At 36.2% G+C, this 18,299-nt stretch carries 16 protein-coding genes; 9 read left to right on the top strand and 7 right to left on the bottom strand.

Annotated features, from left to right (window positions below; genetic code table 11):
- Positions 1-119: 119 nt before the first annotated feature.
- Entirely contained in the window at positions 120-1,559 is a 1,440-nt protein-coding gene (locus G6O73_RS09915; RefSeq protein WP_057884878.1) for an APC family permease, read from the bottom strand.
- A gap of 244 nt (positions 1,560-1,803) precedes the next feature.
- Between G6O73_RS09915 and G6O73_RS09910 the strand changes: the two genes are divergently transcribed.
- Positions 1,804-3,912: a putative ornithine decarboxylase gene (locus tag G6O73_RS09910; protein WP_057884877.1), complete on the top strand. Its 2,109-nt coding sequence runs from the start codon at positions 1,804-1,806 to the stop codon at positions 3,910-3,912.
- Between the two features lie 191 nt (positions 3,913-4,103).
- Here G6O73_RS09910 and G6O73_RS09905 read toward each other — a convergent pair whose 3' ends face one another.
- From G6O73_RS09905 to leuB, 4 genes are read right to left on the bottom strand one after another with little or no spacing between them, the layout of a single operon-like run.
- A complete protein-coding gene (locus tag G6O73_RS09905) occupies positions 4,104-5,453 on the bottom strand; it encodes an MFS transporter (RefSeq protein ID WP_057884876.1) in 1,350 nt (449 codons plus the stop codon).
- 22 nt (positions 5,454-5,475) lie between these two features.
- The gene (leuD, locus tag G6O73_RS09900) at positions 5,476-6,057 is read right to left on the bottom strand and encodes a 3-isopropylmalate dehydratase small subunit (RefSeq protein ID WP_057884875.1); all 582 of its coding nucleotides are present in this window, start codon (positions 6,055-6,057) and stop codon (positions 5,476-5,478) included.
- A 2-nt stretch (positions 6,058-6,059) separates the two neighbouring features.
- Complete coding sequence (leuC, locus tag G6O73_RS09895) at positions 6,060-7,436, bottom strand: 3-isopropylmalate dehydratase large subunit (RefSeq protein WP_057884874.1); 1,377 nt, start codon at positions 7,434-7,436, stop codon at positions 6,060-6,062.
- 8 nt (positions 7,437-7,444) lie between these two features.
- Entirely contained in the window at positions 7,445-8,497 is a 1,053-nt protein-coding gene (gene leuB / locus G6O73_RS09890) for a 3-isopropylmalate dehydrogenase (protein ID WP_057884873.1), read from the bottom strand.
- Positions 8,498-8,940: 443 nt separating this feature from the next.
- On the opposite strand from leuB, the gene G6O73_RS13085 reads away from it, so the two are divergent.
- From G6O73_RS13085 to G6O73_RS09870, 4 genes are all read left to right on the top strand, one after another.
- On the top strand, positions 8,941-9,195 hold the full coding sequence (locus tag G6O73_RS13085) for a MoaF-related domain-containing protein (protein WP_390624794.1): 255 nt from the start codon (positions 8,941-8,943) through the stop codon (positions 9,193-9,195).
- Between the two features lie 156 nt (positions 9,196-9,351).
- Positions 9,352-10,401 (top strand): FIST signal transduction protein, encoded by a 1,050-nt coding sequence (locus G6O73_RS09880; protein ID WP_057884872.1) that lies wholly within the window; start codon positions 9,352-9,354, stop codon positions 10,399-10,401.
- Positions 10,401-11,381, top strand: coding sequence for a methyl-accepting chemotaxis protein (locus G6O73_RS09875; RefSeq protein WP_057884871.1), 981 nt, complete (start codon positions 10,401-10,403; stop codon positions 11,379-11,381). Before G6O73_RS09880 ends, G6O73_RS09875 begins: the two co-directional genes overlap by 1 nt.
- An 86-nt stretch (positions 11,382-11,467) precedes the next feature.
- A complete protein-coding gene (locus G6O73_RS09870; RefSeq protein WP_057884870.1) occupies positions 11,468-11,674 on the top strand; it encodes a hypothetical protein in 207 nt (68 codons plus the stop codon).
- Positions 11,675-11,746: 72 nt separating this feature from the next.
- Here G6O73_RS09870 and G6O73_RS09865 read toward each other — a convergent pair whose 3' ends face one another.
- Entirely contained in the window at positions 11,747-12,220 is a 474-nt protein-coding gene (locus G6O73_RS09865; RefSeq protein ID WP_057884869.1) for a nucleoside 2-deoxyribosyltransferase, read from the bottom strand.
- A 161-nt stretch (positions 12,221-12,381) separates the two neighbouring features.
- Here G6O73_RS09865 and G6O73_RS09860 point away from each other — a divergent pair, with 161 nt between their 5' ends.
- The 3 genes from G6O73_RS09860 to G6O73_RS09850 all read left to right on the top strand — a co-directional run bounded on the left by G6O73_RS09860 (position 12,382) and on the right by G6O73_RS09850 (position 14,744).
- Positions 12,382-13,119 carry a deoxynucleoside kinase gene (locus G6O73_RS09860; RefSeq protein ID WP_057884949.1) on the top strand — a complete coding sequence of 246 codons (738 nt, stop codon included), beginning with the start codon at positions 12,382-12,384 and terminating at the stop codon, positions 13,117-13,119.
- Between the two features lie 163 nt (positions 13,120-13,282).
- Positions 13,283-14,224: a CPBP family intramembrane glutamic endopeptidase gene (locus G6O73_RS09855; RefSeq protein WP_057884868.1), complete on the top strand. Its 942-nt coding sequence runs from the start codon at positions 13,283-13,285 to the stop codon at positions 14,222-14,224.
- A gap of 67 nt (positions 14,225-14,291) precedes the next feature.
- Entirely contained in the window at positions 14,292-14,744 is a 453-nt protein-coding gene (locus tag G6O73_RS09850) for a universal stress protein (protein ID WP_057884867.1), read from the top strand.
- 294 nt (positions 14,745-15,038) lie between these two features.
- Here G6O73_RS09850 and G6O73_RS09845 read toward each other — a convergent pair whose 3' ends face one another.
- On the bottom strand, positions 15,039-16,121 hold the full coding sequence (locus tag G6O73_RS09845) for a PTS sugar transporter subunit IIC (RefSeq protein WP_057884866.1): 1,083 nt from the start codon (positions 16,119-16,121) through the stop codon (positions 15,039-15,041).
- Positions 16,122-16,879: 758 nt separating this feature from the next.
- Between G6O73_RS09845 and mnmE the strand changes: the two genes are divergently transcribed.
- Positions 16,880-18,271 carry a tRNA uridine-5-carboxymethylaminomethyl(34) synthesis GTPase MnmE gene (gene mnmE / locus G6O73_RS09840; protein WP_057884865.1) on the top strand — a complete coding sequence of 464 codons (1,392 nt, stop codon included), beginning with the start codon at positions 16,880-16,882 and terminating at the stop codon, positions 18,269-18,271.
- Positions 18,272-18,299 lie beyond the last annotated feature (28 nt).

Below are 18,299 nucleotides of genomic sequence, written 5' to 3'. Positions count from 1 at the left end.
CTAATTATAACAGTAAAGTTAGGCGTTGAATCATGGTAGTTGTAATAAATTAAGCGCTATCATTGATGAACTAAAAAAACTGTGATAATATTTTTTATCACAGTTTTTTAAACAACCGTTTACTGGTTTTTAAGTTCTCTTTTACGCAATAGTGGCAATAAAAATCCTAGTCCCAATAATATAAAGACCGTAACAAAATTTAATAATAATTGATGATTGAAAGCATGGGTACCAAAAGCAGCTTCTTGCGGAATAAACCCTAAAGTGGCACAGATGAAAGTAAAGGCTAAACACCAACTACCAACTAATAGAGCGCTGGTTCGGTTGCGAATAAAGATATAATCAGAGTGAAAATCTTTTTGACGCCAGCGAATAGCTAAAAAGGGAAAGAAAACCCAACAGGTTTTATATGGTGAAACAATTCCATTGATATTTAACAGCCAATTATAGATAGTGTTGATATTCGGCAATGTGCCTGTTAATAGTAATAAGAACAAACTAAGCCCAGTAGTCATCAAGTAAGAATTCACGGGTCGACCTTGTTTGTTTTTCCTAGTCAGCCAATGGGGCATGAATTTATCGGCAACATCCCCAGCAAAAACACGACTGGAAGCATCTAATAAAACAGCTAATTGAGCCATCATAAAAATAGCTTGAACAACCGCAAATAGATACATCAAAATTTTACCTAGACCTAGTTCATGACCTAGCAAGGAGAAAGCATAGTATGGACCATTCATTTTAAAATCATGCGGAATCTGATTAGCATTGAAGAAAACGGCTAAAGACAAGGTTCCAAAAATTGTCAAGAAGGCAGTCATAATGGCTAACAGCCACATAGCTTTGGGAAATTCATGTTTTGGATCACGCATTTGGATAATATAAGGTGCAGCCAATTCAGCTCCAGACATTGCGAAGATTAACAGACCAGTTGTTGAAAAATATTTTAGACTAAAGTTTGGCAAAAAGGCATGCAAGTTAAAAGGTTGAGCTGCAATATTTGCTCCATGTAAAAGAGCATATCCAGCCAATAGAACAAACAGCACCGACATGATGAACATGGCACCACCACCAATTAACGATAAGATTTCCAAGGAATTCTTAATTAAATTTTCTAAGAGAATAAATAATAAAATAATAATAAAGGTTAACATGCCAAATTCAAAAGTTGACATTCGCTGACCTAAAGTATTATTCCCTAAAATCATCCAACTAAATGAAACAATTACTGAGTTAGAAACATCTACAATGTAAGGAACGCTTTGAATCCAGTACATCCAAGAGGTCCAATAACCTAGGGTATCATTACTACCGCGGCGTACCCAGGAGGCTAAACCACCACTTTGATTATCAAAGGTTAAACTAAGCTGACTAACAATTAATTCATATGGAATAATATAGGCAAATAATAAAAAAATCCAAGATACAACAACTGACAAGCCTTGATTTTGAAAAGGATAAAAAATGTTTTCAAAACTAATAATGGTAACAAAGTCTAATAGGGCAATAACTGGCCAGCTCATATAGTGTTTTTTTGATTGTAAAAGATTACTAGGCATCAAAATTTCCTCCAAAAATAAAATAATTTAACAAAGTCAATGATAAAAGATTTTACTTGGCGGTTTATGCAGATTTTTGGCAATAATTAGTCCCACTTGTATCGTTCCTCGTACGTTATATAATAAAAACAAAATCAAAAATCACTTAGATTAAACAACAATTGCACCTAACTTTAAATTGTAGCCTATAAAAATGAAATACTACAGATTTTTTTGAAAACCAATGAAAAGAAAGGAAAATAAAATGAAATATTTGAAAATAGCTGCTGCTCGGGAGCTTTGGGAACAGTTACCATCTGAGTGGGAGAAAGTGACTCTAGATTCGGAGCCGCTAGCCGCAGAGTTGGCAGCAATTGTGGTTAATATTGCTAAACCCGAACAAGTGAAGCAGGCTCAAATAATTAAGCAATCATCACAACTTCCTGTGCCGGTTATTAAAATTAATTATACTCAGTCAGTAGCATTGATTCGAAAAGTAGTTAAGCAACAAGCTGAACATTATACTAACAAAATGATTCCGCCTTTTTTAAGTGATTTAATTGAATTTGCAATTAACCGTCCAATAAGCTTTACTACTCCTGGACACCATAATGGCAATTATTATACTAAACATCCAGCCGGAATAGTTTTTAATCGTTTTTTCGGTAAAAATCTGTTATTCGCTGATACTAGTGACACAGTAGGTGAGCTGGGAGATACAATGACCCACACAGGAACACCTTTAACGGCTGAACAGCAAGCTGCACAAGCTTATCATGCAGACAAGGTTTATTTTTGTACTAACGGTACAACGAGCGCTAATTCAATTTGTGCTAGCGCGTTGTTAAGCCCAGGAGATGTAGTTTTGTTTGATCGCAACAATCACAAATCTTTATATAATAGCGCTTTGCTGATGAACGGAGCCTTGCCGGTTTATTTGCCAACAGATCGTAATTCTTTGGGGTTGATTGGTGAAACTGATCCTCAAGCTTTCGTTGAAGAGAAGCTGCGTCAACAAATTGCCAAAAAAGCTCCGCAAAAAGCCCAAGCTAAACGACCATTTCGGTTAGCAATTTTACAGTTAGAAACTTATGATGGTGTTTTTTATCAAGCAGACTGGATTCTTAAAAAAATTGGACATCTGTGTGATTATATTCTTTTTGATTGTGCTTGGGGTGGTTACGAACAGTTTTCACCTTTGTTGGAAGATCTTTCTCCATTAAATCGTCATTATCAGGCGCAAGATCCGGGAATTTTAGTTACTCAATCAATTCATAAACAACAAGCTGGTATGGGACAGACATCGCAAATCTTAAAAAAAGACCGTCATTTAATAGGACAGCAACGTTATATTGATCATAAGCATTTTAATCATGCCTACTTAAAATATGTGACATCTAGCTATTCTTATCCGTTGTATGCTTCATTAACGGTTAATGCAGCGATGGCCACCAGTCAAGCTAATTCTCAGTGGTGGCAACAGTTATTAATCCGTGGAATTAACTGGCGAAAAGAATTATTAAACAAGTCACAATTATTTCGTCCATGGGTTCCAGAAAAAGTTGCAGGTCAATCATGGGAAAATATTTCAACAACTGAGTTAGCGCAGAAGAAAAAATATTGGTCAATTGACCCAAATGATAAATGGCATGGATTTAAAATGGTGGCGACTAACCAAGTTCGGTTAGATCCATTTAAATTAACTATCACAACACCTGGAATTGATTATCAACATGCAACTTATCGGAATCAAGGAATTTCAGGAGCGATTGTAGCAGAGTTTTTAATGGAAAATGGAATTGTTAGAGGAAAGGATGATTTGAATTCACTTTTGTTTTTATTAACACCTGGAGATGATCAACTACAATTTCAGCAGTTGTTAGAAAAACTATTGGAATTTGAACGACTGTATTTTGCTAATACACCAATCAAGCAAGTTTTACCAAGATTATATCAGGCAAATCAAAAACGTTACCAGAACTACGGACTTCAACAATTATGTCAAGAAATGCATCAGTACTATCGGGATGCCGAAACCTTTAAATTACAAAAATATTTGTTTCAAGCAGCTGCTTTTGAACCAAACTATGTCCTTTCACCGCAAGCAGCTGAACAGCAATTTAAGGGTAACCATGGTAAATTATGTTTATTGAGTGAGGCAGCTGGAAAAATTGCTCTAGAAGGAGCATTGCCTTATCCACCTGGTGTTTTTGTAGTTGCACCAGGTGAGCGTTGGTCGCTAGCGGCCCAACATTATTTTGAAGTTCTATTAGGAGCAGCAGCCAAGTTTCCAGGTTTTGAACCGGAAGTCCAAGGAGTATATTATCAATTAACTGAGCCAACCAAAGCAAAAATTTATGTTTTAGATGAGTGATATAGAAAGTTGGTATTAATAAATGAAAAATGGATTGGGAATTTTCTTTGGTTTATTAATGGGACTGCTGTTTTCATGGCTTTTTCCAGTCAAAGTTGGCAGTCAAAAATCGAAATTAACCAAATAAAGTGAAAAAAATAGTATTAGCACAAAATTACGTGCTGATACTATTTTTTTCTAGAATCAAATTTCTATTCCAGAATTTGATTGTTGGTTTCAGGTCCAAAAAAGAAAACAATTAAAGCAGCAATTATTGCAAATCCACTAATTAAAGTGAAAATCATACTAGGATTAGATACACTTAACAGCCAAGAAACAACTAATGGCATTCCAACAGTGATTAACTTGGAAATTCCATTAGCAATTCCCGATCCACGAAACCGATACTTGGTGGTGAATAGTTCAGAAACATAGACACCAACAACTGAGGCCATTAAAACATAAAAACAAGTTGTTAATAAAAAGCCTAAGAACATGACTATTGCAGCACTAGTTTGGTGCGAGTAAAGTAACCCTAGTCCTGCTGCAGCAACAAAAGCCGTAACGATTGTTGGTTTGCGGCCGACTCGATCAACTAATTGTGAGCCTAAAAATGCGCCAACGGGTGCACCCAGCATCATGACAGTTGTAAAACCTAAAGAAGAAACAATATTAATTCCCTGTTTGACTAACAGAGTTGGTACCCAAGAAGTGAAGGTATACTGACAGACGATAGCTGCTGAAACAGCGAAAATTGCAACGAATAAGTTTCGTCCAAAATGAGCATTAACATTTTTAGCGGTTTGTTCGGCATTTTTCTCATTTGGCAAAGCTGCTTTAGCAATTCCAGCTGAGGTCATTTCAGTTTCCAATTTAGCAATGACATCCTGAGCGTCTTGATATTTTTGATGTGTGATGCTCCAACGGGGAGATTCAGGTAAGTTACGACGAAAATACCACAAAATTAAAGCAGCACCTCCAGAAATTACAAACATAATTCTCCAAGAAAACAAGGGGATCAACACCGTACATAAGAGCATCGTAATTGGGGCTCCGCAGTTAGCGATAAAGGAAGTTAATGCACACCAGCGACCACGACTTTTAATCGGAGCAAATTCATTAATTATTGAAAAACCAGTGACAATTTCAGTCCCTAAACCAATGCTAGCAATTAAGCGGCAAACAATTAAGAAGTACATATTTGATGCAAATGAGCCTAACAACGTAAATGATCCAAAAACTAACAAATTTAATTGATAAGCTTTTTTTCGACCGAAGAAATCGCCAATTAGTCCAGCAAAAACGGAACCCAAGAACAAGCCGAAAAAACCAACAGACAGAAAAATTGAATTAAATTGCAAAGTTGACCAGCTAGATTTAAGTAGATAGCTGCTGACACCACTAGCTAAGTAAACATCGATTGCATCGAGAAACATTCCAGCTGAAACTAATATAAAGATTCGATAAAAAGTTTTAGTCGGTTGGATTTGGTCCATCCGTTTTTTTAATTCAAATGCTTGAATTGAACTAGTACTAGTTTGAAAGTCGATTGTTTCTTCCATAACATTACTCCCCCCTGGATGCTTAAAAGACTCGAATTTTTTTCTCGAAATCATGAATTTCTTGAGCATGTTGCAAAGTTAGGTCAATGTCATCAATTCCTTGAATGAATTTTTCTTTCCAAGTAGCATCGATGTCAAAAGAATAGGTCTTACTGGGACAACTGACTTTTTGGTGTGGCAAGTCAATGGTAATTGTTTGATCAGGAGCTAATTGTGCTAAATAATCTCGAGCGGATTGTGGCAAAGTAATTGGCAACAATCCATTTTTAGTACAATTCATAAAGAAAATATCACTGTAACTTCCAGCAATAATAATTTTGAAGCCCCAATCCTTTAAAGCCCAGGCAGCATGTTCACGAGAAGAACCGCAACCAAAGTTATCACCAGTGATTAAAATGGTGGAATTTTTCCGCTCAGGTGCATTTAAAATAAAATCAGGATTTGGCGTTCCATCATCCAAATAACGCCAATCATTAAAAAGGTGTTTGCCATAGCCAATTTTTAAAATGTTTTTCAGAAATTGTTTAGGAATAATCTGATCGGTATCTATATTATTGTTCATTAACGGGATGGTTGTTCCTTGATGAATCGTAATAGCTTCCATGTTTAAATTGCCTCCTTCTGGCGAATATCAACGAAATGACCATGAATTGCTGCTGCAGCCACCATGGCAGGACTAGCTAAGTGAGTTCGTGCATCTTTTCCTTGGCGTCCTTCAAAATTCCGATTGGTGGTAGACGCACAGTGAATTCCAGCTGGAACTTTATCAGGATTCATTGCCAGACAAGCAGAACAGCCAGGATCACGCCACTCACAACCAGCAGCTTTAAAAATTTTGTCTAAGCCAAGATCTTCGGCTGCATTTTTGACAGCGCGTGATCCGGGAACGATCCAAGCAGTAACCCCAGCAGCAATTTTTTTGCCTTTTAAAATTTGTGCTGCTTCTTTCATATCAGATAATCGGCCGTTCGTACAAGAACCAATAAAGATCCATTGAATTGGAATATCCGTCGCTTTGCTAGCGGGTTTTAAGTCCATATAGTCATATGCTCTTTGGACATTCATATCTGTTATTTGGGGTAAGGTTCCAGTCACTGGGACAGCCATCGCTGGATTTGTTCCCCATGAAACATATGGAGCTAATTGACTGACATCAAAATCAATTACGCGATCATAATCGTTGGGGTTGTCAGTGTAAAATTGCTGCCAATACTCGATAGCTTTATCCATATTTTTGGGGGCATATTTACGTCCACGCAGGTAATTAAAGGTTGTTTGGTCGGGTTTCATCATGCCCATTTTGGCACCACCTTCAATTGCCATATTGCAAATAGTCATCCGATTTTCCATTGATAATTGCTGTAAAGTATCTCCAAAAAATTCGACCGCATAACCAGTTCCAAAATCGACCCCATTTTGAGCAATTAAAGCCATAATAATATCTTTAGCTGCTACCCCAGGTTGCAACTTACCATGAAGATGAATTCCCATCGTTTTAGGTTTCAGCTGCCAAATTGTTTGGGTAGCTAAGACGTGTTCAACTTCTGAAGTTCCAATCCCAAAAGCAATTGAACCAAAAGCTCCATGAGTCGCTGTATGTGAGTCACCGCAGACCACTACTTGGCCAGGCTGAGTTAAACCTAGTTGTGGACCGATGACATGGACAATTCCTTGATCAGCATTGCCCATATCTGCTAATCGAAGTCCAAATTCTTGGCAGTTACGCTGCAAAGTTTCAATTTGTTTTTTGGAGATTTGGTCTTGAATATTGAAAATATCTTTTGTTGGTACATTATGGTCCATTGTTGCGAAAGTTTTATCTGGTCGACGAACTTGGCGTTGATTGGTTCGTAAACCCTCAAAAGCTTGCGGCGAGGTAACCTCATGCACTAAATGCAGATCAACATAAATTAACTGTGGTTCACCCGGTTGCCCACTAATCACATGTTTTTCCCAAAGCTTATCAAATAAAGTTTTTCCCATTTTAAAATTCATCCTTCCAAGTTTCTAATAATTTCTGTGGTGACTGTTTGAGTGGTGGCAGTTCCACCAAGATCAGGAGTTAAAATTCCAGCTGCAATAGTTTTTTGAACAGCTTGAGCAATTTGGTCTGCTAATTGGTTTTCCTGGAATGACTCACGAAGCATCATTTCAATGCTTTGAATCATTGAGATTGGATCAGCAATACCTTTTCCAGCGATATCAGGCGCGGAACCGTGAATTGGTTCATAGAGGTTTGGCCCAGTACTTCCAGCACTCATTGATGGGATAGTTCCTAGTGAACCAGTTAAAACAGAAGCTTCATCACTTAAAATGTCTCCAAATAAGTTAGCAGTAATAATAACATCAAAGAAGGTTGGCTGAGAGATGATTTTCATAGCAGCAGCGTCTACATAGCAATAGTCTAAGGTAATCTCAGGATAGTCCTGAGCGACTTTGGCAGCGACTTGGCGCCAAAGCTTTGAAGTTGCCAAAACATTAGCTTTGTCGACAATTGTGACATGCTGCTTCCGATGCTGACTCATTTTAAAACCTACGCGAACAATTCGTTCGATTTCTTCAACAGTGTAAGTAGAAGCATCAATTGCTGCAGTGGCAGTTTGGTTTCTTGGTTTGCCAAAATAAATTCCGCTAGTTAATTCACGAACAATGACAAAATCAGTTCCTGCAATAACTTCAGCTTTAATTGGTGAACGTTTCGCTAAAATGGAATTAATCTTAGTTGGACGAATATTAGCAAATAAACCAAGTTTATTTCTGATCTCCAGCAAACCTGCTTCTGGTCGCTTGGAAGCTTGCTCCCATTTTGGACCACCGATTGCACTCAACAAGACGGCATCAGCTGCTTGACAGCCTTCAATAGTTGCAATTGGTAAAGGAGTTCCGGTTTGATCAATTGCGGCTCCTCCGAAGGGATAATCAATTGTTTGGTATGAAAAACTACTTTTCTTAGCGGCAGCAGCTAAGACGGCTAAACCGGCATCCATGATTTCCGGTCCAATATAGTCACCGCGTAAAATTGCAATATTCTTAGTATTCACAATTAAGTTCCTTTCTAAATTAAACTTTCTTGGATAATTAAAAACGGCTAAGACAAAAAGAAAAACGCCTCATTCATTCAGAATGAGACGCTTGCTGTTTGCTCGAGCCCCACTCTATAACTTAAATAGGACTCGACTAAAATGTCAGAGTCCTCAGCTATAGTAGTAGGGCAAATACAATTATAAAGTTTTTAGTTGTATTGACTACCATTTGAAGAACTCCCTTCCGCTTTATTTAAGGATAATTTAACGCATTTTTAATTTAGTGTCAACAATTAATTAATAAAAATTCCAAAAAAGTCTAGATAGCGTTTTCATTAAAGCCAGCTAATAAAACAATCAGTAGTATAATAAAAAATAGTAAATTAAACTAAAGAAGGTTATCTAATGGGAAAATATAAAATTGTTGGTCATGAATATCTTTTTGATTTTGGAGAGAATGCCAAATTAAGTTTAAAAGTGAAACTGAGCTTGAAGTTAAAGTTGTAGCTGATAGCTATTTTAAATCTGGCATAGTTAATCATTTTACGATTGAAATGACAGAGGTTCGTGATGATCTGTATTTATTGACTTGGACAGAGCCTGATAGCGGGAATACAGTTAGTCATGTTGACGACTTTACTGCGAAAGTAGCATATACCAATATTACAAATGTGCCGGATAATCAATTTTGGCGGTTAAAGGGAACAATTAAACATTAGATAGTTGAAGTTAGAACTGGACAAATAAAAATTTATTCGGTTCTATTTTTTTAATTTATTTTGTTTGGCTTAAATTAATTTAAGAGAAAATATTTAATTTTATTGATATTAGACGATATAAAAGATAAATCAAGAATAAGACGATAGGAGATAATGATGAAAACGATCTCATTTTCTAATGCGGTTTCTATTAAAGAGTATGCTTTAAAACATTGTGACCAAACATTAATTCTTTTCGGAAAAAATCAATTAGTTACGACTGCAATTGAGTTAATGCCAGAAAATGTTGTTCTTTGTTCAACTGAAAGACTGGTATCGAGTACGGGAGTTAGTGAAACGGGTTTTTCTGGTTTAGTTGTTGCCAGTCAATATACTGAATTGGTTCCAATCGACGAGCCACCAATTTTATCATTAGCTAGTTTGCAGCAGGCCTATCAGCAAGTCGCAGCAGATCCCAATGCATTTTTGCTATTATTATGTGATGGTTGTCAAGCACATGAAGAAATGATTTTAACTAGTTTTTATTTTTTAGATCCGCACTTTAAGATGATTGGCGGTAGTGCAGCTGACGAAAATAAAGGTCAAACTGTAATTTCTCTAGGAAATAAAAAAATTCCGAATTTAGCAATTTTCTTTAGTCTACCAGCTAAAACTTTGCTTATTAAAGAAAATCTTTACTTACCAATTGGAAAAAGACTGTTGGTTACGAAAGCGGATCCTCTAAAAAGAGTAGTTTACACATTTAACGGCCGACCGGCGGCTGAAGAATACGCTAACCAATTAGGAATTAGTGTTGCTGAATTGACAGCTAGTTTTATTCGCCATCCGATAGGTAAGAAACGCGGTGAGGATATTTATATCAATTCCCCTCAAAGAATAAATGATGATCATTCAATTAGTTTTTATGCACAGATTATTCCCAACACTTTTGTGGAAATTTTAACTCCTGGAAAGATCGATCAGATTCTGACGAAAACACGTCAACAAATAGGTCAGGCAGAATTGCTTTTCTCAATTCATTGTACCTTGAGAAGTCGTTACTTAACCCAAAGTCAGCAATGGGGGAAGGTTTTGGCCTCATTAAACCAAGTTGCAACACAACAAATTGGTTTTGTCAGTAATGGTGAACAGTTTAATTGGCAACATCTTAATCAAACAATGGTCTTATTAGCCATTAAAGAAAATACAGAAATGGGTGATGATTAATGTTATTTCACGCTAATCAAAAAAAGGTTCCTGCAGTAGCTAATCAGGTAACAGTGACACCAGAATTAACCAAGAAAAAAATTGCTGATTCAGTAGATTTATTGGCAGTTCAAGAATTAGCAAATCAAACTCAACAACAGTTTAAAGAATTATTAGACAAAGAAGGCGTTACCTCGTTAGGATTGAATGAATTATCAAACGGCAACCAACAAACTGTTAGTGAAATTAAAAATGTTTCTCAACAAGTTATTCAAGTTTCTCAAGGAAACGATCACTTGCAACAACAAATTGCTAACATGTCTGACCAATTGGACTTAACTAGTGAAACAGTTGAATCTTCCCAACAAAATTTTAATCAGACACTAGAACATTTTAATCAACTAACTGATATTTTATTGGGCTTCTCAACAATTATTACTAAGTTAGGAACAGAGTTTAATCAAATTGAAGATAAAGTAAAAAACATTAGCGAAATAGCTGAGAGTACTTCATTATTAGCTTTAAATGCTTCGATTGAGGCTAGCAAAGCAAGTGAGGCTGGTAGAGGATTTGCTGTTGTAGCTCGTGAAACGACTGCACTTTCACAGGAAACACAAGATTTTTCAAAGGAAATCCTCGATGGAATGGAACAGTTAGCAGGATTAGTTCGCGGATTAGAAAAACAGGTTAAACAGGGTAAAACTAGCGTTACTGAAGCTAATCAGATGGTTAGTCGTTCTAATCAGGATATGGAAACCATCAGTGAAGCTAAGGACAAGTTAAGTCAAAAGATGTTAAGTGTTGCAGAGATTCAACAACAAAATGGTCAGGCTTTGCAAAGTGCGACTAATAGTGTCGCTGAAATTGTTACACGAGCACAAAGTGAGAATCAAAAATTAAGTGAATTAGTAGAAAACATTGATCGCAAGGCAGGGCATTATAAAACAATTACTAATCATTTAGAACAATTAAATTTATTGGCTAAACAGGAAAAAAGGTAATTTGGCAAATGAAAATAATCTAGTTATTATTCTGTTTAGGGTTTACAAATATTAAATTTAGGTATACCTTAAAAACGTAGAAAGTTTTGAAGTACTTCAGCTTAGCTACAGAAAGGACAGCCTGTGATTTGATTTCAATTGTTAATTCTTTAATGTTGTTGGTTTTGATGATGCTACTAGCGCTATTTCTGGGAACAGCCATCGAACTGGTTACATTTAAAGATGAGATTTCCGAGTTGTTGCAAAAGAAAAAACATGCGAAAGTTCGTCGAGCAGACCACCGTCTCTTTTAGCTATACCAGCTGGTAGCTAATCTAAAAAAGATCATCAGCAAAAGTTGATGGTCTTTTTTGGTATAACTTGGATTAAAATACTTCACGATCAGCGGGTTTGGATTTCAATTCATTAAAATTATAGGCGGTTAATTCAGCTAGTCCTTGTTGGCTGGCATCAAAATAGGCAGTGAGACTTTGAGCAATCATTAAATTCAATTTTTTTACGGGATCAAATTGAATAATAGCAATGGGAATTCGAGCTTGATAAGCAGTTCCAATTTCAAACATAGTTCCAGAATCACTTTCGTTGTCGCTTTCTTCTAGTTTGTAATCAAGAATTGCGACTAAGATATCAGCACGCTGAATTTGACGAATGTCGGAAGCAAAAACGTATTGCTGCCAAGCACGACTACCAAAGGGTTCTTCTTCAAATTGATGTTCTTGTGGTAAAAATATATTTTGTGGATCAATTGTGGGATTGTTTTGAAGGGCTTTTTTGACTAGTTGAATTCTTCGTTGTTGATGGTCACTAAAAAAGGGAGCAGCTAAATAGATTTTATTCAAAATGAAAACCTCACTTTATTAAGATACTGAACTTTAACTGATACTAATTTCATCATACTATATTTTGCCTTGGTAATGCTTTATTTTTGATCCAGCATCTAGTAAGATGATAGTTGGTCTGAAAAAGAAAATTAAAGATGCGAAAGGGTGGAGCAGTCATTTTGATTACATTATCTGGGATTATCGGCTCCGGTAAATCAAGTTTAACAGGTATTTTAGCAAAAGAATTAGGAACAAAGGCATTTTTTGAACCCGTTGAAGATAACCCGGTATTGCCGCTTTTTTATAAGGGAAATGAAATTGCCGCGCAAAAGCGAGCTGCTGGTGATGAAGAGGCGACTAATCCGTATGCATATTTATTGCAAACTTATTTTTTGAATCGTCGCTTTAAAATGATTAAAGAAGCGATGCAAGATGATAATAACATTCTTGATCGATCAATTTATGAAGACGAGCTTTTTATGAAAATGAATACGGATTTGGGAAATGCAACTAATGTAGAGTATCAAATTTATAAAAGTTTGTTAAATAATATGATGGAAGAATTGCCTTATGCTGCCAAAAAAAAATCTCCTGATCTGATGATTACCATTAAGGTTTCCTATGAGACAATGATTCAGCGAATTAATAAACGTGGTCGGGAGTATGAATTAATTCAAAATGATTCTTCATTGATTAGTTATTATCATCGTCTGCTAGGTTATTACGATGAATGGATGGAAAATTATCAAATTTCACCTTTACTGGTAATTGATGGCGATCGCTATGACTTTGTTGGCAATGTAAATGATCGGGTTCACGTCTTAGAACTTGTTGAAAAAAAATTAACAAGCTTAGGCAAACTTTCAACTGATCAAGCATCACAGATGTTGATCAGACATCAACAAATATTAAATTAGTTGTGAATATTTAAGAAGAGTAAGGATAATCACGGATTGTCTTTACTTTTTTACTTTTCTAGGTAATTTCCACTGAATTATCCAAGTAATTTGAAACAGCTGGCGCAATTTGTCAGTCAGTATTGAAAATATTATACTTAAGTAACCGAGAAGAGGTGGACTAATGAATCTTTTTAAAAGGAAACAGCAATTAAATGAACATCAAAAAGTACAACGAAAAATTAATCGCACGATTGGAAGCACATTGATATATTTTTTGATTTTTCAAGTCGGAGCTTTGGCAATAATGATGAGTTTAAAAAAATATGCCGGTTTTTCAAGGTCAACTCTTCATCAGAGTGGTTTACCATATTTAGCGGCAATTACTGCAGGATTTTTATTCATTATACTGATTTCTACAAAAAAAGATTGGCAATTATATTTACATGCAGGTCAATCAAAAATGAAATTGAAAACTTTTGTAGAGCTTCTGCTGGTTTTGATGGCCGGCCAAATTATAGCTAGTCTTTTAGGGCAGTTGCTTGAACTTTTTTTTAATTTGTTCGGTCTAAGCGTTTTACAACAATTAGAGACAGCTACTCAGCATAGTCAAAGTTGGTCGATGTTTTTGTATGCAGCTTTATTTGGACCATTAATGGAAGAACTTGTTTTTCGCGGGGTAGCATTACGCCGGTTTAGCCAAATAAATTCGCGGTTAGCAATTATCGCGTCAGCTTATCTGTTTGGGCTATATCATACTAACTTTGTTCAGAGTCCGTTTGCTTTTTTGATTGGATTGGTTTTGGGCTATACAGCTTTAACTTATGGAATTTTTTGGTCATTGGCTTTACATGTCTTTAATAATTTTATACTAGGCGATCTTATGTATTTTGGATTGCGTTCATTTTCGACGGCAATTGCTTCAGAAATTAGCGGCGCGATATTGTTGTTAGGTGGTTTGGGAGGACTGATAATTTTATGGCATTCTCGTCCACAAATCAGAAAATGGCTTTGGCTTCACCAAATGCCTAAATCAACCTTAAAAATTTTTTTTACCAATAAACTGCTAATTGTTGTAACACTTGCAGTTATTGTTTTAGCTAGTTTAAGTTTGAATCCAGCTTAGGTAATAAGTTGTACTTAGAAGCTGGCAGGATTATATTTAATAGCAAAGTAAAGGACAGGTGGATTAATTGGAAAATAAATATCAACGAGTATTAGTCGCAATTGATGGTTCAAGTGGTTCAGATGCAGCTTTAAAAAAAGCGGTTAAAGTTGCCAGACGAGAGCAAGCACATTTGGATATTTTACAAGTTTTAGATTTGAATTCTTTATCCTATGACAACACCGGGTTGTCTTTAGATGGAAAAAAGGTTTATCAAGTTGAGCAAGTTAATGAAAATTATTTACAAGATTTAAAACAACAATTAATTGATGAAAAACAGCTGCCAGCAGCTGAGATCAGTGTCCATTTGCGGTTTGGTAATCCTAAATCGGTGATTGTTAATGATTTTCAGCCAGAATACCAAAATGATTTAATTATTGTCGGAGCTACTGGCAAAAACTTCATTGAACGTTTAATTGTCGGCTCAGTAGCCTCTTATGTCATTCGTACAGCCAAATGTGATGTTTTATTGGCACGCTAAACTAAAAAACACAAAGAGCGTTGGTTTTTATCTAGACCAACGCTCTTTGTGCTAAACATAGTTGATGTATTAGTCAAGTAACTTAATCAACGATTAGTAGCTTTTGATTAAAAGGACTACTCTGTATATTTAGCAGTTGCAACTTAAAATCAAATGAAGTTCTTTTCAATCGTACCCACCAGGTCAAGTCAAGCTGGCTTTGCATGGTATCAATTATGTTTATCCCTAATATTAAATTCCGAACAAAAGCTGATATTAAACAATTTTCATTTCTCAAATTACTTGCAAAGGTAATTAAACAATTTCCAAATGAAGCTGATTATCTTGAATCAAACCAGCTTTTTTCATCATACCGTAGGCAGTCAGAGAAATAACTGCTGGTAATATAACTCCAGTCAGCATGTAAACTGCGAAGGATCCCCATCCTTGTGCTGCATATGCTAAAGGAGCAATAAATGAGTTCAAACCCAATCCTGCCAGCTTATAGGTTGAACGAAAGCCAAACAAAATTGTTGCCACTGGGGCACAGACAATTGCTGATAACAATGAAGGAACTAACAGTAACGGATTTACTAGCAAATTAGGAAATTGTACTTTAGGTGTCATTACACCTTGAGCAATATTAGCACCTAGATTGTTTTGGCGGAATGACATGGCTGTAAAAGCGACAAATTGTGAAGTTGTTCCAATCAAGGCAGCGGCTGATGAAATTGGATCAAGTGTTAAAGCAATAGCCAAAGCCGCTGAAGATGCTGGAGTCATTAAGAATAAGGCCCAAACAAGTGAAACGGAAATTGAACCAACTAATGGATTAATTTGCATGGTTTTAGCAATAAAAGCACTCACATTCAGTAATAATGGTGTTGTAACTGCTGCTAGTCCTAATCCAGAAACTCCACCAATTAAGGTTGCTGTTAAAGGCACCAGCATCATGTCTAAAGGTGTTTTCCCGGTTAAGTACTTTCCGACTAAAGCTGCAATTAGCCCAGCTAAGACAGCACTGACAGGCTGACCGGTGGCAAAAACGGTACTGCCAGCAGCCTGCATCAATGATGAACCGGTGGCAGTAGTGCCATTAACGGCAGCAGATGTAAAATGAACTGCGTTAGCACCAATAGTTGAAGAAATCATAGCACTAAAAATAACTAATGAATTGGTTTCTAACTGAGAAGCAATTGCGACACCAAGAGCTGGAGCTAGCAGCTCATTGGCAATGATTCCGACTTGGTAAAGTGCATTCCAATGAATAAAGGAAGCCAACGTCTGAAGTAATAAACCAATGCCAAGTGTTACCAAAATAGCATTTGCAACAGCAGCACAAATCCGATAAGCGTACTCTTTGACAGTTGTAGTATGAGCAGTAGCAGTGTTTTCCATTAAACAAATCCCCCTTAGTTAGCCAATTGAGCCTGAACTATATCTGATAACTGAAGTTAACCGATCCCCTATTATCGATTAATTAAGTTAAAAGATATTTAATAACATCTAAAAAGCTATGCAAGTAATTTGAAATGATCCCTCCTTTAAGACGATTATTGAATTGATTAAGTGAGAGAAAAATTAAAAAGCACCCATCGTTTTAAAGCTAAAACGATGGGTGCTGCTAAAAATAGAAAAAAACCATCGCTTTAAGTTAAGCTTGCTTAAGCGCGATGGTTTTCAGTGTCAATGCATTTTAATTAGCCGAGACATTGAGTAGCACATCGCGCGTGCTAATAATGACTAGGCTCACTAGATATTGAACTGCAACATTACTGTTCAAGTACTTTTGAGATGTAGACGACATGCTACCCAACCTCCTTTAATCTGAATTCAACTTGATAATCGTTAAACACATTATAGCTTGTAAAATTAAAATTACAAGCCTTTTTTCAATAAAAATTACATTTTAGTGAAAAAACTTTGAAAATACTTATTCTAAAGGAGGAAGTTAGGTAATTAGAAAAGCTGTTTTTTAGCTAAGACTGGCTAGTTTCAACAGTTGACAATTGCTGAAATTGCCAGTATATTAAAGACAATCATTCTTATCTTAACCGATAAAGTAGTCAAAGTGCTTTATCCACGTCTTTATTTTTAGGCGTGGAGTGGCGCTTTTTTATTGTCTAAAGACAGATTTTCAGGAGGATAGAATATTTATGAAAGTGGTTACGGAATTTGATACAATTGCGGCTATTTCAACACCATCAGGTGAAGGAGCCATTTCAATTGTTCGGTTGAGTGGCGATCAGGCAATAGCAGTAGTCAAAAAGATCTTTTCTGGTCGGGATTTAACCAAAGTTGCCAGCCATACGATTAATTATGGGCATATTATCAATCCAGAAACCAAACAAGAAATTGATGAAGTAATGGTTTCAGTTATGCGAGCTCCAAAAACTTTTACTCGTGAAGATATTATTGAAATTAATTGTCATGGTGGCATTGTTCCAACTAATCAGATTTTACAATTGGTTTTAAGTAGTGGAGCGCGTTTAGCTGAGCCAGGTGAATTTACCAAGCGGGCATTTTTGCATGGGAGAATCGACTTGTCCCAAGCTGAAGCAGTGATGGATTTAATTCGTGCGAAAACGGATCGTTCAATGAAGGTTGCTTTGAATCAATTGGATGGTAATTTAGGGCATTTAATTAAAAACTTACGACAAGATATTTTGGATGTGTTAGCCCAAGTTGAAGTAAATATTGATTACCCAGAATACGATGATGTTGAAACGTTAACGACAAAAATGCTGCAAGAAAAAGCAGTTGAGGTCAAGCAAAGAATTAAACAATTATTGACGACTGCGCGGCAAGGTAAAATATTGCGTGAAGGTCTGGCAACAGCAATTATTGGTCGGCCCAATGTTGGCAAATCAAGTCTTTTAAATCATCTTTTGCATGAAGACAAGGCGATTGTAACGGATGTTGCTGGAACAACACGTGATGTAATTGAAGAGTATGTTAATGTTCATGGTGTTCCGTTAAAATTAATTGATACAGCTGGAATTCATCAAACAGAAGATAAAGTTGAGAAAATTGGGGTTGAAAGATCCAAACAGGCAATTAATCAGGCTGATCTAGTAATGATCCTTTTAAATAACAGTGAGCCTTTAACCACTGAAGATCGTCAATTATTAGAACTAACGGCTGACAAGAAACGACTGATTTTGTTAAACAAGTCCGATTTACCTAATAAGTTGGAAATTAGTCAGGTTCAGCAGATGGTTGATCCTAAAACGCAGATTTTGCAAGCATCAGTTTTGAAAAATCAAGGATTGGATCAACTTGAACAGGTAATTGCGGATTTGTTTTTTGGTGGGATTGAAAATAGTCAAACAACCGTTATGGTTACTAATGCCCGCCATATTGCATTGCTAAAAAAAGCTGAGCAGGCTTTGGATGATGTTTTGCGTGGAATTAAACAGGGAATGCCGGTTGACCTAGTTCAAATTGACATGACAAACTGTTGGGAACTACTTGGCGAGATAACTGGTGATAGTTATCAAGATGAATTGTTGGATCAATTGTTTAGTCAATTTTGTTTAGGAAAATAGCAAGTTTGAGGATAAATAATCTAGGAGA

Origin of the sequence: Liquorilactobacillus nagelii DSM 13675 (assembly GCF_019444005.1) — a bacterium.
GTDB classification, from domain to species: Bacteria; Bacillota; Bacilli; order Lactobacillales; family Lactobacillaceae; genus Liquorilactobacillus; species Liquorilactobacillus nagelii.
This window is presented reverse-complemented; position numbering and strand designations above follow the sequence as displayed.

Excerpts from the sequence above, each read along its gene's own strand:
- G6O73_RS09915 (WP_057884878.1), bottom strand. The coding sequence starts at position 1,559 with ATGCCTAGTAATCTTTTACAATCAAAAAAACACTATATGAGCTGGCCA.
- G6O73_RS09910 (WP_057884877.1), top strand. The coding sequence starts at position 1,804 with ATGAAATATTTGAAAATAGCTGCTGCTCGGGAGCTTTGGGAACAGTTA.
- G6O73_RS09905 (WP_057884876.1), bottom strand. The coding sequence starts at position 5,453 with ATGGAAGAAACAATCGACTTTCAAACTAGTACTAGTTCAATTCAAGCA.
- leuD (WP_057884875.1), bottom strand. The coding sequence starts at position 6,057 with ATGGAAGCTATTACGATTCATCAAGGAACAACCATCCCGTTAATGAAC.
- leuC (WP_057884874.1), bottom strand. The coding sequence starts at position 7,436 with ATGGGAAAAACTTTATTTGATAAGCTTTGGGAAAAACATGTGATTAGT.
- G6O73_RS09880 (WP_057884872.1), top strand. The coding sequence starts at position 9,352 with ATGAAAACGATCTCATTTTCTAATGCGGTTTCTATTAAAGAGTATGCT.
- G6O73_RS09875 (WP_057884871.1), top strand. The coding sequence starts at position 10,401 with ATGTTATTTCACGCTAATCAAAAAAAGGTTCCTGCAGTAGCTAATCAG.
- G6O73_RS09855 (WP_057884868.1), top strand. The coding sequence starts at position 13,283 with ATGAATCTTTTTAAAAGGAAACAGCAATTAAATGAACATCAAAAAGTA.
- G6O73_RS09845 (WP_057884866.1), bottom strand. The coding sequence starts at position 16,121 with ATGGAAAACACTGCTACTGCTCATACTACAACTGTCAAAGAGTACGCT.
- mnmE (WP_057884865.1), top strand. The coding sequence starts at position 16,880 with ATGAAAGTGGTTACGGAATTTGATACAATTGCGGCTATTTCAACACCA.